This window comes from Promicromonospora aerolata (assembly GCF_042682255.1).
GTDB classification, from domain to species: domain Bacteria; phylum Actinomycetota; class Actinomycetes; order Actinomycetales; family Cellulomonadaceae; genus Promicromonospora; species Promicromonospora aerolata.
This window is the reverse complement of the sequence record NZ_JBHUHF010000001.1, coordinates 1,272,166-1,285,559: the sequence shown is the minus strand read 5'-3', so window position 1 is coordinate 1,285,559 and position 13,394 is coordinate 1,272,166. Positions and strand designations below refer to the sequence as shown.

General features: G+C 72.9%; 14 protein-coding genes. 9 read left to right on the top strand and 5 right to left on the bottom strand.

Annotated features, from left to right (window positions below):
* The first annotated feature begins 108 nt into the window (after positions 1-108).
* The gene (locus ACFSL2_RS05850) at positions 109-1,707 is read left to right on the top strand and encodes an ABC-F family ATP-binding cassette domain-containing protein (protein WP_377196946.1); all 1,599 of its coding nucleotides are present in this window, start codon (positions 109-111) and stop codon (positions 1,705-1,707) included.
* A gap of 153 nt (positions 1,708-1,860) precedes the next feature.
* Here the strand turns inward: ACFSL2_RS05850 and ACFSL2_RS05845 are convergent, their stop codons facing one another.
* From ACFSL2_RS05845 to ACFSL2_RS05835, 3 genes are read right to left on the bottom strand one after another with little or no spacing between them, the layout of a single operon-like run.
* Positions 1,861-2,811 (bottom strand): SURF1 family cytochrome oxidase biogenesis protein, encoded by a 951-nt coding sequence (locus ACFSL2_RS05845; protein WP_377196945.1) that lies wholly within the window; start codon positions 2,809-2,811, stop codon positions 1,861-1,863.
* Entirely contained in the window at positions 2,808-3,059 is a 252-nt protein-coding gene (locus ACFSL2_RS05840) for a hypothetical protein (protein WP_377196944.1), read from the bottom strand. The genes ACFSL2_RS05845 and ACFSL2_RS05840 overlap by 4 nt, the downstream gene beginning before the upstream one ends.
* Before the next feature lie 11 nt (positions 3,060-3,070).
* The gene (locus ACFSL2_RS05835) at positions 3,071-3,457 is read right to left on the bottom strand and encodes a DUF3099 domain-containing protein (protein WP_377196943.1); all 387 of its coding nucleotides are present in this window, start codon (positions 3,455-3,457) and stop codon (positions 3,071-3,073) included.
* A gap of 292 nt (positions 3,458-3,749) precedes the next feature.
* Here ACFSL2_RS05835 and fabG point away from each other — a divergent pair, with 292 nt between their 5' ends.
* The 3 genes from fabG (at position 3,750) to ACFSL2_RS05820 (ending at position 5,989) form a co-directional block, all read left to right on the top strand.
* A complete protein-coding gene (gene fabG, locus ACFSL2_RS05830; RefSeq protein ID WP_377200771.1) occupies positions 3,750-4,487 on the top strand; it encodes a 3-oxoacyl-ACP reductase FabG in 738 nt (245 codons plus the stop codon).
* A 160-nt stretch (positions 4,488-4,647) separates the two neighbouring features.
* On the top strand, positions 4,648-5,418 hold the full coding sequence (fabI, locus tag ACFSL2_RS05825) for an enoyl-ACP reductase FabI (RefSeq protein ID WP_377196942.1): 771 nt from the start codon (positions 4,648-4,650) through the stop codon (positions 5,416-5,418).
* A gap of 31 nt (positions 5,419-5,449) precedes the next feature.
* Positions 5,450-5,989, top strand: coding sequence for a SixA phosphatase family protein (locus tag ACFSL2_RS05820; RefSeq protein ID WP_377196941.1), 540 nt, complete (start codon positions 5,450-5,452; stop codon positions 5,987-5,989).
* Positions 5,990-6,075: 86 nt separating this feature from the next.
* Here ACFSL2_RS05820 and serB read toward each other — a convergent pair whose 3' ends face one another.
* Together serB and ACFSL2_RS05810 are read right to left on the bottom strand one after the other, a co-directional pair.
* Complete coding sequence (gene serB / locus ACFSL2_RS05815; protein WP_377196940.1) at positions 6,076-6,696, bottom strand: phosphoserine phosphatase SerB; 621 nt, start codon at positions 6,694-6,696, stop codon at positions 6,076-6,078.
* A 448-nt stretch (positions 6,697-7,144) separates the two neighbouring features.
* Positions 7,145-8,386 carry a glucose-1-phosphate adenylyltransferase gene (locus tag ACFSL2_RS05810; RefSeq protein WP_377196939.1) on the bottom strand — a complete coding sequence of 414 codons (1,242 nt, stop codon included), beginning with the start codon at positions 8,384-8,386 and terminating at the stop codon, positions 7,145-7,147.
* 174 nt (positions 8,387-8,560) lie between these two features.
* Between ACFSL2_RS05810 and glgA the strand changes: the two genes are divergently transcribed.
* From glgA to ACFSL2_RS05785, 5 genes are read left to right on the top strand one after another with little or no spacing between them, the layout of a single operon-like run.
* The gene (gene glgA, locus ACFSL2_RS05805) at positions 8,561-9,784 is read left to right on the top strand and encodes a glycogen synthase (RefSeq protein ID WP_377200770.1); all 1,224 of its coding nucleotides are present in this window, start codon (positions 8,561-8,563) and stop codon (positions 9,782-9,784) included.
* Between the two features lie 57 nt (positions 9,785-9,841).
* Positions 9,842-10,654: an ATP-binding cassette domain-containing protein gene (locus tag ACFSL2_RS05800; RefSeq protein ID WP_377196938.1), complete on the top strand. Its 813-nt coding sequence runs from the start codon at positions 9,842-9,844 to the stop codon at positions 10,652-10,654.
* A complete protein-coding gene (locus tag ACFSL2_RS05795; protein ID WP_377196937.1) occupies positions 10,644-11,390 on the top strand; it encodes a hypothetical protein in 747 nt (248 codons plus the stop codon). Before ACFSL2_RS05800 ends, ACFSL2_RS05795 begins: the two co-directional genes overlap by 11 nt.
* 10 nt (positions 11,391-11,400) lie before the next feature.
* Positions 11,401-12,639 (top strand): sensor histidine kinase, encoded by a 1,239-nt coding sequence (locus tag ACFSL2_RS05790; RefSeq protein WP_377196936.1) that lies wholly within the window; start codon positions 11,401-11,403, stop codon positions 12,637-12,639.
* Positions 12,636-13,334 (top strand): response regulator, encoded by a 699-nt coding sequence (locus tag ACFSL2_RS05785; RefSeq protein ID WP_377196935.1) that lies wholly within the window; start codon positions 12,636-12,638, stop codon positions 13,332-13,334. The genes ACFSL2_RS05790 and ACFSL2_RS05785 overlap by 4 nt, the downstream gene beginning before the upstream one ends.
* The last annotated feature ends 60 nt before the right edge of the window (positions 13,335-13,394 follow it).

Here is a 13,394-nt window from a genome sequence, read left to right as displayed (position 1 = left end):
TGAGGCAACGCACCGTAATCCCTGGACGTTGGGCACTAGACTGGACCGGCCCCCGCCGCTGTGGGCCGAACGATCAACCACCACACCCCAACCGTGAGGACCATCTGCGTGATCACTGCCCATGGCGTCGAGCTGCGCGTCGGCGCGCGCCTGCTGCTGAGCGAGGCCAACTTCCGGGTCGCCTCGGGCGACCGGATCGGTCTCGTGGGCCGTAACGGTGCCGGCAAGACCACGCTGACCAAGACCCTCGCGGGCGAGACCCAGCCGTCGAGCGGTCAGATCGTGCGTGGTACCGACATCGGCTACCTGCCGCAGGACCCGCGGACCGGCGACCTCGAGGTCCTCGCGATGGACCGCGTGCTCTCCGCGCGCGGCCTGGACAAGGTCATCGCCAAGATGCGCCAGGCCGAGGGCGAGATGGCGTCGCTGGACGAGGCCACCCAGAACGCGGCGATGGAGCGCTACCCCAAGCTGGAGGCGCGCTTCCTGTCCGCCGGTGGGTACTCCGCCGAGTCGGAGGCGCAGATCATCACCGCGAACCTGGGCCTGGACGAGCGCGTCCTGGCGCAGCCGCTCGGCACGCTCTCCGGTGGCCAGCGCCGCCGGATCGAGCTGGCGCGCATCCTGTTCAGCGGCGTCGAGACGCTGCTCCTGGACGAGCCCACCAACCACCTCGACGCCGACTCCATCATCTGGCTGCGCGACTACCTGCGGGCGTACAGCGGCGGGTTCATCGTGATCAGCCACGACGTCGACCTGCTGCGTGCCACCGTGAACAAGGTGTTCCACCTGGACGCGACCCGGGGCGAGCTCGACCAGTACAACCTGGGCTGGGACGGCTACCTGGAGCAGCGCGAGACGGACGAGCGGCGTCGTCGGCGGGAGCGGGCGAACGCCGAGAAGAAGGCGGGCACGCTGCTCGCCCAGGCCGAGAAGATGCGCGCCAAGGCGACCAAGGCCACCGCCGCGCAGAACATGATCAAGCGCGCGGAGAAGATGATGTCCGGCCTGGAGGCCGAGCGCACCTCCGACCGCGTGGCCAACCTGCGCTTCCCGACGCCGGCCCCCTGCGGCCGCACGCCGCTCACCGCGAGCGGGCTGTCGAAGGCGTACGGGTCCCAGGAGGTGTTCGCCGGGGTGGACCTGGCGATCGACCGCGGATCCCGCGTCGTGATCCTCGGCTTCAACGGTGCGGGCAAGACGACGCTGCTGCGCATCCTCGCGGGCGTCGAGGCGCCCGACACCGGCGAGGTGGAGCCCGGCCACGGGCTCAAGCTCGGCTACTACGCGCAGGAGCACGACACGCTCGACATGAACGTGACCGTCGTGGAGAACCTGCGGCACGCGGCGCCCGACCTCACGGACACCCAGGTGCGCTCGGTGCTCGGCTCGTTCCTGTTCAGCGGGGACGACGCCTACAAGCCGACGAACGTGCTGTCCGGCGGCGAGAAGACGCGTCTGGCCCTGGCGACGATCGTGGTGTCCGGCGCGAACGTGCTGCTGCTCGACGAGCCCACCAACAACCTCGACCCCGCGTCGCGCGCCGAGATCCTCGGTGCGCTCAAGACGTACGAGGGCGCAGTGGTGATGGTGACGCACGACGACGGCGCGGTGGAAGCACTCGAGCCCGAGCGCGTCCTGCTGCTGCCCGACGGCGACGAGGACCTCTGGAACGACAGCTACCAGGAGCTGGTCTCGCTCGCCTGACGGCGGGGACCTGACCGCCGCCCGGGGGAAACACCAGCAATGCGGAGTGCGTTGCTCTGCGTCGACAATGTCTACGTAGAGCAACGGACTCCGCATTCGTGTGGTCGCCCCCGGACGCGTGGGTCGCGGCAGGCTCGACCCGTGACAGGCGGTTCAGCGCAGCTGGGACTCGATCAGCGCGTCTTCCTCGTCCTCTGCGGTCGGACGGCGGTCGCGGGCCGGTCTGCGTGCCCGTACGCCGTCGGCGTCGGCCTGGTCGTCGGAGGCGAGGAGCAGGTCGCCCGCCGAGACCGACTCCCCGCGCAGCGCGCCGCGCTCCCGGCGCCACAGCAAGACGTATCCGCCGATCGCGCCGACCGCGAAGATGCCCCACTGGAACGCGTACGAGAGGTGCGAGCCCGGGTCGGTGTCGGGCTTCGGGAGGGTGCTGAGCGAGGTCTCCGGCGCGGGGTCCTCGCTGCGCAGCGCGCCGTACGCGCCGACCGTGCGGCCCTCGGCCCACGCGGCGCCGTCCGGCCCCGCGGCGAGCACCTGCTCGGTCGAGATCGCCTGCACCTGCCCGGGAGGCGCGGCGCGGTCCGACACCGGTTCGTCCGCCCGCAGCGACACGACGACGTTCACCGTGCCCGACGGCGGCGGGGGGAAGGCGCGGGGTCCCGACGCGTCCCGCCCGAGCGGCACGGTGCCACGGTTGACCACGATCACGATGTCCTGCCCCGGGAGCCGGGCCTCGAACGGGACCAGCACGTGGTAGCCGTTGCGGCCGGAGACGGGCCGGTTGCGCAGCACCACGGTCGCGTCGGTGACGTACTGCCCCTCCAGCTCCACGCGCTGCCAGATCTTCGAGTCCGGCACGACCGCGCCCGGACCGTCCAGGATCTCCTGCACGGGCACGACGGGCGCCGACCAGTTGGCGTTGACGAGGTCGATCTCGGCGTTGCGCGCCTCGGACCGGTCCCACTGCCAGCGCCCCGCCACGAGGCAGAGGGCGGCCAGGACCACGGCGGCCACGGCCAGGATCACCCACTGCCGCGTCGTCCGCGGGCCGCGGGACTCGTCGTCGCCGGCACCGCCGCCGATCCGGGCGCTGGCGCCCTCGCTCACGACACCCGGTCCAGTTCCGCCACCGCCACCGTCTGCTTCCAGAACGACCGCGACGCGAGGAAGTGCTCCAGGTGCTCACGGTGCTCGTCGCAGGCGAGCCACACCTTGCGGCGGTCGGGCGTGTGCAGCTTCGGGTTGTTCCACAGCAGGCCCCACGCCGCCTGGGCGCGGCAGCCCTTGGAGCTGCAGATCAGCTCGCCGTCGGGCACGGGGTCGGGTGCGGGGCCGGAGAGGCCGAGGAGGTCCATCGGAAGTTCTCTCAGTCGTCGACGTGGTCGATGACGCGACCGGTGCCGGGGGTACCCGGGGTACCGGGTGCGTCCGGGCGGTTCGTGGCGTCCGGGGTGCTCGGCACGTCGGGGGAGGGTTCGGGCAGCTCGGTCAGCGCGGGGGCGGCCGGAGGCGTCACGGGCGAGGTGTCGTGCGCGACCTGGTCCCGGCCGGAGTTCGCGATGAGCACCGCCGAGTACGGGAGCACCACGGCGGCGGCGACGAGCGCCCACCGCACCCAGCCGTCCACCAGTACCGCGCCGATGATGCACACCACACGGATGGACATCTGGATGAGATAGCTGCGCGTGCGGCGCGCCTGGTCCACGGCCAGCGGCTCGGGGGCCGAGGTGATGGAGTGGACCGGCTCGCTCATCCTGTCAGTCTACGTCCGCCGGGAGTCCGGCGAGCACGTCGTCGGTGTGGTCTCCGTCGGTCGCGGGCTCCCTGCGGCGTGAGCCCGGGCGAGGGTCGTTCCCGGGGCGAATTGTAGGAAACCGACAAGGACCGGTGCATCCCTGTGGCCCGGCGCGCGCGGCGCGGGGGCGACGCGCGGGGTAGCGTCGCAGCGGACCCGGATCGACCCAGGTACCGGCCGCTGCCCCAGCCACGTGCGGCCTCCATGCGAACGTGCGCCATTTCAGCATCGAGGAGTTCAGGTGACCACCATGCCCGCCACACAGAGCATTTCCGCAGGTCCCACCGGCCGAGTAGTCGTCGTGACGGGTGCCGCCCGCGGCATCGGCCGCGCTATCGCGGAGCGCTTCGTGGCGGACGGCGACCGCGTCGCCACGATCTACCGCGGCGGCGACCTGCCCAAGGGCGTCGAGGCCTATGTGGCGGATGTCACCGATTCCGCGGCCGTCGACGCCGCGTTCGCCGCCATCGAGAAGGACATGGGGCCCGTCGAGGTGCTCGTGGCCAACGCCGGCGTGACCAAGGACCAGCTCCTCATGCGCATGAGCGACGAGGAGTTCGAGTCGGTGGTCGACGTGAACCTCACCGGCACGTTCCGCTGCGTGCGCCGCGCGTCCAAGGGCATGATCCGGGCCCGCAAGGGCCGCATCGTGCTGCTCGGCTCGATCGTCGGCCTGTCCGGCGGCCCCGGCCAGGTCAACTACTCCTCGTCGAAGTCCGCCCTGGTGGGCATGGTGCGCTCGATCACCCGTGAGCTCGGTGCGCGGGGCATCACGGCCAACGTCGTCGCGCCCGGGTACGTCGAGACCGACATGACCGCCGCGCTGTCCGAGGACGTGCGCGGCCACTACCTCAAGACGATCCCGGCCGGGCGGTTCGCCACGCCCGACGAGGTGGCGGCCGTGGTGTCGTTCGTCGCGTCCGACGCGGCCGGCTACGTCTCCGGCGCGGTCATCCCGGTCGACGGTGGTCTCGGGATGGGGCACTGAGCCGTACTCTGGCGCCGCTACCTGCGGTTTTGCCCGAACATATCCAACATTCTCGGCATGAGACACGGCGCGGAGTTTCGTTCCTCGCCGCAATCCGCATTACGCTCGCACCCAGCGCAGGGGTCGCCTCGGCACGCCTGCGCCCGATCGGAAGGACAACATGGGTCTCCTCGAAGGTAAGAAGCTGCTCGTCACGGGCGTGCTGACGGACTCGTCGATCGCATTCCACGCCGCCCGGCTCGCTCAGGAGGAAGGCGCGGAGGTCGTGCTCTCGTCCTTCGGGCGGCAGATGAAGCTGACGCAGGCCTTCGCGAAGCGGCTGCCGGTCGAGGCGCCGGTGGTCGAGCTGGACGCGACCAACCAGGAGAACCTCGACGGGCTGGCCGACGCCGTGCGTGCCGAGGGCTTCGAACGGCTCGACGGTGTGGTGCACTCGATCGGGTTCGCCCCGCAGTCCGTCATGGGCGGCAACTTCCTCACGGGCACCTGGGAGGACGTCGCCACCGCGCTGCACGTCTCCACGTTCTCGTACAAGTCGATCGCGGTGGCGGCCCAGTCCCTGATGACCGACGGCGGCGCCGTCGTTGGACTGACGTTCGACGCGCAGTTCGCCTGGCCCGTGTACGACTGGATGGGTGTGGCCAAGGCGGGCCTGGAGTCCGCGAACCGCTACCTGGCGCGCGACCTCGGGCCTGAAGGAATCCGCTGCAACCTCGTGTCGGCAGGGCCGATCCGGACCACCGCCGCCAAGTCCATCCCGGGCTTCGCGACGATGGAGGACGCCTGGCCGACCCGGGCCCCGCTCGGCTGGGACCAGACCACCGCGGAGCCGGCGGCACGTGCCGTGTGTGCGCTGCTGTCGGACTGGTTCCCGGCGACCACCGGTGAGATCGTGCACGTCGACGGCGGCGTGCACGCCATGGGTCAATAGACCTGGCTCAATAGATGGGCAGGAGGCTTTGATGGGCAGAGCGTCGGGCACGGAGCCCACAACGGCGCCCGCGCGGCGGCTGGTGCTGCTCCGCCATGCGAAGGCGGAGCCGCCGTCGGAACTTCCCGACGAGCAGCGGCCGCTCGCTTTGCGTGGCCGCGACCAGGCAGTGAAGATCGGCGCGGCCCTGGTCGCGTCCGGCCTCGTGCCCGACGCCGTCCTCGTCTCCGGAGCAGTGCGTTCCCGTCAGACGTGGGACCTCGCGCGCAAGCACCTCGGCACGCCGCCGGTGGCGTTCACCGACGACCTGCTGGGAGCGATGCCGCGCGGCGTCCTCGCGATGGTGCGCGAGCTGGACCCCGGCACGCGCACCGTGCTGGTGATCGGTCATGAGCCCGCCATGGCGGGCACGGCCGAGCTGCTGGCGGGTCCGGAGTCGGAGGACGGCGCGCTCGCGCAGGTGCGTGTCGGTGTCCCGACGGGCACCTACTCGGTGCTGGAGGCCGATCTGGCCTGGGCGGACTGGGACCGCAAGACGGCCCGCCTGACAGAGGTCACCCGCCCCGCCTGACCCCCTCGTTGAGTGCGGGCTCGCTGAGTGCGGGCTATTTGTTGCCGGAGACGCCTCTGGCCCACGAATAGCCCGCACTCAACGTGCTAGAGGAGGGCGAGGACCCCGTCCAGACGGCCCTCGATCGCGTGGGGGGCCTGTTGCCGCACCACCGGCTTGGCGTTGAACGCCACACCGATGCCGGCGATCTCGATCATGCCGAGGTCGTTGGCGCCGTCGCCCACCGCGACCGTGTGCTCGAGCGGGATGTCCAGGGCTGCTGCCCACTCGCGCAGGGTGGCCGCCTTGGTCTCGCGGTCGATGACGGGGCCCACGGTGCGGCCGGTCAGCACGCCGTCGGCCACCTCCAGCCGGTTGGCGCGCAGCAGCTCGATCCCGAGCTCCCGGGCGATCGGCTCCACGATCTCCGCGAACCCGCCGGACACCAGCCCGAACGCCCAGCCGCGGGCCTGGCACTCGGCCACCAGCTCGCGCGCTCCCGGTGTCAGCTCCACCGCGGCGCGCACCGTGTCGAGGGCGGCGACCGGCACACCGGCCAGGGTCGCCACGCGCTCCCGCAGCGACGCCGCGAAGTCCAGCTCGCCCCGCATCGCCCGCTCGGTCACGGCCGCCACCTCGTCCCGGGTGCCGGCATGCTCGGCGATGAGCTCGATGACTTCCTGCTGGAAGAAGGTGGAGTCCACGTCGGTCACGATGAGTCGCTTCACGGGGACCAGTGTGCCGGATGCCTCCGTCTCCGCCTGCCCCGGCGCCGGACCGCAAGACCGTGGTCCGTCGGCGCGGGTGCCGAGCCGCAAGTTGATGCTTCGCCGGTGGGTCGAGCCGCGAGCGATGGTCCGCCGGTGCTGCGCCGAACCGCAACCTGAACGTCCGCCAGTGCGCCGAGCCGCACGTTGGACGTCCGCCGGTGCTGCGCCGAACCGCAACCTGAACGTCCGCCAGTGCGCCGAGCCGCAAGACACGCCGACGGCGAAACAGTTCACCGGCGTGTCGTTGCGGTTCGGCCACCTGGCGGACGCGCAGCTTGCGGTTCGGCGGCCCACGTCGCAGGTCGGGACGTCGATCTTGCGGTTCGGCCGGCCACGCCCGGCGTCAGGACGTCCAGCTTGCGGTTCGGCGGGGGAACCGCAAGCCGGACGGGTCCCGACATCCCGGTCAGTCGACGATGGTGCCCTTCGGGACCACCGTGAGGCCCGACTCCGTCACCGTGAAGCCGCGTGCCCGGTCCTCGTCGTGGTCGACGCCGATCCGGGCGCGCTCGTTGATGATCACGTTCTTGTCGACGATCGCCCGGTGCACGTGCGCGTACCGGTGGACCTGGACGTCGTCCATCAGCACGGAGTTGGACACGTTCGACCAGGAGTGCAGGTGCACGCCGGGGGAGAGCACCGACCCGGCGGCCTGCGCACCCGAGATGAGCACGCCCGGCGAGACGATCGACTCGGCGGCATGCCCCATCCGCCCCGGGCCGGCGTGCACGAACTTGGCCGGCGGCAGCCCCGTGTACCCCGTGTACAGGGGCCAGTCGTAGTTGTAGAGGTTGAAGATGGGGTGCACCGCGATGAGGTCGGTGTGGGCGTCGTAGAACGAGTCGATCGTCCCGACGTCGCGCCAGTAGCCGCGGTCCCGCTCGGTGGAGCCGGGCACGTCGTTGCGGATGAAGTCGTAGACGCCGGCCTCGCCGTCGGCCACGAACGCGGGGATGATGTCGCCGCCCATGTCGTGCCGGGAGTCGGGGTTGGCGGCGTCCTTGGTGACGGCCTCGATCAGTGCGTCGGCGTCGAACACATAGTTGCCCATCGAGGCGAGGATCTCGCCGGGGGAGTCCGGCAGACCCTCGACGTCGGTGGGCTTCTCCAGGAACTCGCGGATCTTCGTCGGGTCGCCCGGGTCGACGTCGATGACGCCGAACTGGTCGGCCATGCCGATCGGCTGCCGGATCGCGGCGACCGTCGCGCGCGCCCCGGACTCGATGTGAGCGTCCACCATCTGGGAGAAGTCCATGCGGTAGACGTGGTCGGCGCCGACGACGACCACGATGTCGGGCCGCTCGTCGTCGATGATGTTGAGGCACTGGTAGATCGCGTCGGCGCTGCCGAGATACCAGTGCTTGCCGACCCGCTGCTGTGCCGGGACGGGGGCCACGAAGTTGCCGAGCAGCGGCGACATGCGCCACGTCTTGGAGATGTGCCGGTCGAGGGAGTGGGACTTGTACTGCGTCAGCACGACGACGTGCAGGTACCGCGAGTTGACGATGTTGGAGAGGGCGAAGTCCACCAGACGGTAGATGCCGCCGAAAGGTACTGCGGGCTTGGCGCGGGCGGCAGTCAGCGGCATCAGCCGCTTTCCCTCGCCGCCGGCGAGGACGATCGCAAGGACGCGGGGGGCGGAAGCCATACGGGTGACATTAAGCCCTTTTGGGCTGGTCCGTCAGGTGGCGCGCGGAGACAGTCCGCGCGCTAGGTTGGCACCGTGTCAGACGTCGCAGCCGCTCCCGGCTTTGCCCCTCGCCCCGCCCGGGTCCCGGACCCGGCTCCCGACCAGGCCGGCGGGTCCGGCGGCGGCCTCCGTGTGGACCTGCTGACCCGCGAGTTCCCGCCCCACGTCTACGGCGGTGCGGGCGTCCACGTGGCGGAGCTGGCCGGGGTGCTGGCGCAGCACGCGGACGTGCGCGTGCGCTGCTTCGACGGCCCGCGCGACGCCGTGACCGAGGCATCGGGCATCACGGGCTACGTCACGCCGGCCGCGCTCGCAGGCGCGAACGCGGCGCTGGCCACCCTGGGCACCGACCTGGTCATGGCCGACGACGTCGCGGGCGCCGACCTGCTCCACTCCCACACCTGGTACGCCAACATGGCCGGCCACCTGGGCGGCCTGCTGCACGGAGTCCCGCACGTCGTCACGGCGCACTCCCTCGAACCGCTGCGGCCGTGGAAGGCCGAGCAGCTCGGCGGCGGGTACGCGCTCTCGTCCTGGGCCGAGCGCACCGCCTACCTGGGCGCCGCGGGGGTCATCGCGGTCTCCGCGGGCATGCGGGCCGACATCCTGCGCGTCTACCCGGAGCTGGACCCGGAGCGGGTGCACGTGGTGCACAACGGCATCGACCTGGCCGGCTGGCGGCGCCCCGGCCCGGACGACGTCGCGGCGCGGGCCGCCGCCGAGGCGACCGTGCGCAGGCACGGGATCGACCCGGAGCGCCCGGCCGTCGTGTTCGTGGGCCGGATCACCCGGCAGAAGGGCCTGCCGTACCTCCTGCGGGCCGCGGCCGAGCTGCCGCCGGAGGTCCAGCTCGTGCTGTGCGCGGGCGTGCCGGACACGCCGGAGATCATGGCCGAGGTCGTGGCCCTCACCGAGCGCCTGCGCGAGTCCCGCACCGGCGTCGTCTGGATCGAGGAGATGCTCCCGCGGCCGGAGCTCGTGGCGGTCCTGTCGGCCTGCACCGTCTTCGTCTGCCCGAGCGTCTACGAGCCGCTGGGCATCGTGAACCTCGAGGCCATGGCCGTGGGCCTGCCCGTGGTCGGCACGGCCACGGGCGGCATCCCCGAGGTGGTCGACGACGGCGTCACCGGCCTGCTGGTCCCCATCGAGCAGGCCGACGACGGGACCGGCACACCGCTGGACCCCGACCGGTTCGTCGCCGACCTCGCGGCGGCGCTGAGCCGCGTCGCCACCGACCCCGAGGTAGCCGCGGCGATGGGAGCCGCCGGCCGCCGTCGGGCGGAGGAGCACTTCACGTGGTCGGCGATCGCCGAGCGGACGATGGAGGTCTACGAGCAGGTGCTCGCGGGGTCCTGAGACGCTCGGTACTTTCGTCGGTACCGGCCGCCCGCCGCCGCGGGCGAGGCTTCCCGCATGATCCAGATCGAGCACCTGACCAAGAGATACGGCACCACCACGGCACTGCACGACGTGACCTGCGAGGTGGCGACCGGGAGCGTGACGGGGCTGCTGGGCCCCAACGGCGCGGGCAAGTCGACGCTGATGCGCGTGGTCCTGGGCCTGGACCACGCGACGTCGGGCACCGCGCTGGTGGCGGGCCGCAGGTACGCGACGCTGCGCCGGCCGCTCCACGTCGCGGGTGCGCACCTGGGCGGGCTCGCGGTGCACCCGCAGCGCTCCGCCCGGCAGCACCTGCTCGCGCTCGCGCGGAGCAACCGCATCCCCGCCACCCGGGTGGACGAGGTGCTCGACCTCACCGGGCTGCGCGGCGTGGCCCGACGGCGGGCGGGCGGCTTCTCGCTCGGCATGGGCCAGCGGCTCGGGCTGGCCGCCGCGCTGCTCGGCGACCCGGGCACGGTCCTCCTCGACGAGCCGGTGAACGGCCTGGACACCGACGGCGTGCGGTGGATCCGTCGCCTGCTGCGCCGCCTGGCCGATGACGGGCGCACCGTGCTGATCTCCAGCCACCTCATGTCCGAGGTGCAGCTCGTGGCCGACCGCGTGCTGGTGCTCGGCAAGGGCCGGCTGCTCGCGGACCTGCCCACGGCGGACCTCGCCGCACGGGCCACGCCGGAGCACCTGGCGGAGGGGATGTCGGCGCTCGAGTCCGGGTACCTGAACCTCGTCGAGGGCTCCGCGGAGTACGTGGCCGACGCCGCGCGGCCAGCCGGCGCCGAGCGTCCGGCGTCCGATGCCACCCTGCAGGAGGTGCGGCATGGCCGCTGAGCCGCTCCGCGAGCTGTCCGCCGTCGTCCGCTCCGAGTGGGGCAAGGCGTGGTCGGTCCCCTCCGCCGTGCTCTGGCTGGGGATCGCTGTCGTGATCGCCCTCCTCACGGCCATGACGCTCGCCAACGACGTGGTCCATGCCGTCTCGTCGGGTGAGCTCCCGCCGGGCACCCGGACGCCGGTCTCGGACGTCCTGGGTCCCGTGGTGAGCTTCGCGCAGATCGCGGTGGCCGGGTTCGCGCTGCACCTGGTGACGCCCGAGTACGCGGCGGGATCCATCGGGCCGGTGTTCCTGGCCACGCCGCGCCGGTGGATGGTCGTCGCGGCCAAGACGGCAGTGGCGGGCGCCGTCGCCGCGACGCTCGGTGCGGTCCTTGGTCCCGTGTCCGTCCTGCTGGCCGACATGGTGCTGGGCCGCCACGCCGGCGCCCCCGTCCCGCTGGTCGAGGCCTCGGCCGGAGCCGCCGGGGTGTTCGGCGCTGCCGCGCTGGTCGCCGTGGGGCTCGGCTTCCTGTGCCGTAGCGCCGTGGGCGCCCTGTCGGCGGCGTTCGTCCTGCTGGTCGTCACGCTCGCGGCGCCGGGCGCCGTCGGCCGGTGGCTGCCGGGCCCCGCCGGCGCGGCGTTCGTCGACGGCACCGCGGACCTCTCGCGGCCGCTCGCGCTCGCGGTCCTGGGCGCCTGGGCCGCAGCGACCCTCGGCCTGGCCGTGTGGACGGTGACCCGTCGGGATGCCTAGCCTCGGGCCGATGAGGACGCACCGGGTGCTGCGATGGGCCGTCCCGGCATTCCTGGTGGTCCAGGCGGGAGTACTGGGTCTTGCCTGGTGGGCGGGCTCCGGGCTGCTGCTCGCCCTGGCGGAGCTGGCGGCGCTCACCGGGTTCGCCGGCCTGCTGCTCCTGGCGCACTACCTGGTGCTCCGCGGCCGGTACGCACGGGAGCGCGAGGCGGCCCGCCGGGCGGCCGAACGGCGTCGGGTCGCCGACGAGGTGCACGACCTCGTGGGTCACGAGCTCAGCCTCATCGCCATGCAGGCGGGCCTGCTCGAGCTGCGTTCCGCCGGCGCGGACGCCGAGCTCGCCGGACGGCTGCGGGCGCAGGCCGAGCGCGCCGTGGCGAGCCTGCACGACACCGTCGCCTTGCTGCACGGGACCGCGCCCGACGAGCCGGTCACCGACGACATCGAGGCCCTCGTGGCCCGGGCGCGGCAGGCCGGTGCGCGGGTGACGCTCCACGGCAACCTCGACCGGGAGGAGCCAGGCGCGGGGCGGACAGCGGTCCCGACCCGCCTGGCGGTGCACGCGGTGGTCCGGGAAGGACTCACCAACGCGGCGCGGCACGCCCCGGGCAGCCCCGTCGCCGTCGTGCTGTCGTCCTCCGGGCCTCCGGAGGACGAGGCGGTCGAGGTGCGGGTGGCGACCTCGGAGGCGCCGTCGGGCACGGCCGGCCCCGTGGGCAGCGCGGATGGGCCCGGTGCCGGCCGGGACGGCGGGCACGGGCTCGACACGCTGCGCCGCCGCGTCGCGGCGCTCGGCGGGCGGCTGGACGTCCGGCACGACGGCGGGACGCACGTCCTCACGGCCCGCCTCCCCGCCCGGCCCGCGGGCGATGTGCTCACCAGCCTGGACCGGGTCGAGCCGTCGGGCGCGCGACCCCTGCGCTTGCTGGTCCGCCAGACGGCGGTGCCGGTGGCCGTGGCGTGCGCCGCCGTCCTGGGGTTCTGGACCTGGGCGTCCCACGACAGCACGGCCGAACCCGAGGTCCTCGCGCGGTTCGACGTCGGCCTGTCCACCGCCGAGCTGGACGCGCTCGTGCCCGCGCGGCAGGCGCCCGTCCGCCTCGCCCGCCCCCTGCCGCCCCCGGCAGACTCGACGTGCCGTGCCTACACCGACGGGAACTTCCCGCTCGCCGCCGCGACCGTCGAGGTGTGCGCGGACGGCCGCGTGGTCACGCGCGTCACCGAGCTCTCCGGGGAACCCCTGTGGTGACCGCGCCGACGCCGGACGTCCGGCCCGCCCCGCGCGGTGCACCGATCCGCGTGCTCGTGGCCGACGACGACCCACGAGTACGCGAGGTCCTCGCCGGTACGTTCGCCACCTGCCCGGACATCGACGTCGTCGCCGAGGCTGCCGACGGGCGGGAGGCGCTCGGGGTGGTCCGCTCGCGGCTGCTCGACGTCGTGGTGCTGGACGTGCGGATGCCCGTGCTCGACGGGCTCGGGGCGCTGGAGGTGATCCGCCGGGAGCAGCTCCCGGTGCGTGTCGTCGTGCTGACCAGCTTCGGTGAGAGCGAGTACGTGCGCCGGGCGATCGGCCTCGGGGCCGACGGGTTCCTGCTCAAGTCGGGTGATCCCCACGACCTCCTGCGGGCCGTGCGAGGCACGGCGGCGGGGGAGACCTGGCTCTCGCCGGCCGTCGCCCACCAGGTGGCGCGCGACCTGCGGCGGGGCCACGCCGGTCACACCGCCGCCGCGCGGGCCGCCGGCCGGCTCGGGGCCCTCACCGCCCGGGAGCGTGACGTGGCGGACCTGCTCGCCCAGGGGCGCACCAACGCGGAGATCGCCACGGACCTGCACCTCAGCGAGAGCACCGTGAAGGCGTACGTCAGCTCGGCGATGGACCGGCTCGGCGTGCGCAACCGGGTAGAGCTCGCCTGGCAGGTCTGGTCCGCCCGGGGCGGGTGAGTGGACTGACCGGGGTTCAGCAGGCTTCAGGGAGCCGTAACCCCCGGGGATATGGTCGCC

What these genes read in the sequence shown, in the direction of transcription:
- ACFSL2_RS05840 (WP_377196944.1), bottom strand. Translation starts at nt 3,059, where the DNA reads ATGGACCTCCTCGGCCTCTCCGGCCCCGCACCCGACCCCGTGCCCGAC.
- ACFSL2_RS05835 (WP_377196943.1), bottom strand. Translation starts at nt 3,457, where the DNA reads ATGAGCGAGCCGGTCCACTCCATCACCTCGGCCCCCGAGCCGCTGGCC.
- fabG (WP_377200771.1), top strand. Translation starts at nt 3,750, where the DNA reads ATGCCCGCCACACAGAGCATTTCCGCAGGTCCCACCGGCCGAGTAGTC.
- fabI (WP_377196942.1), top strand. Translation starts at nt 4,648, where the DNA reads ATGGGTCTCCTCGAAGGTAAGAAGCTGCTCGTCACGGGCGTGCTGACG.
- ACFSL2_RS05820 (WP_377196941.1), top strand. Translation starts at nt 5,450, where the DNA reads ATGGGCAGAGCGTCGGGCACGGAGCCCACAACGGCGCCCGCGCGGCGG.
- ACFSL2_RS05810 (WP_377196939.1), bottom strand. Translation starts at nt 8,386, where the DNA reads ATGGCTTCCGCCCCCCGCGTCCTTGCGATCGTCCTCGCCGGCGGCGAG.
- ACFSL2_RS05800 (WP_377196938.1), top strand. Translation starts at nt 9,842, where the DNA reads ATGATCCAGATCGAGCACCTGACCAAGAGATACGGCACCACCACGGCA.
- ACFSL2_RS05795 (WP_377196937.1), top strand. Translation starts at nt 10,644, where the DNA reads ATGGCCGCTGAGCCGCTCCGCGAGCTGTCCGCCGTCGTCCGCTCCGAG.
- ACFSL2_RS05790 (WP_377196936.1), top strand. Translation starts at nt 11,401, where the DNA reads ATGAGGACGCACCGGGTGCTGCGATGGGCCGTCCCGGCATTCCTGGTG.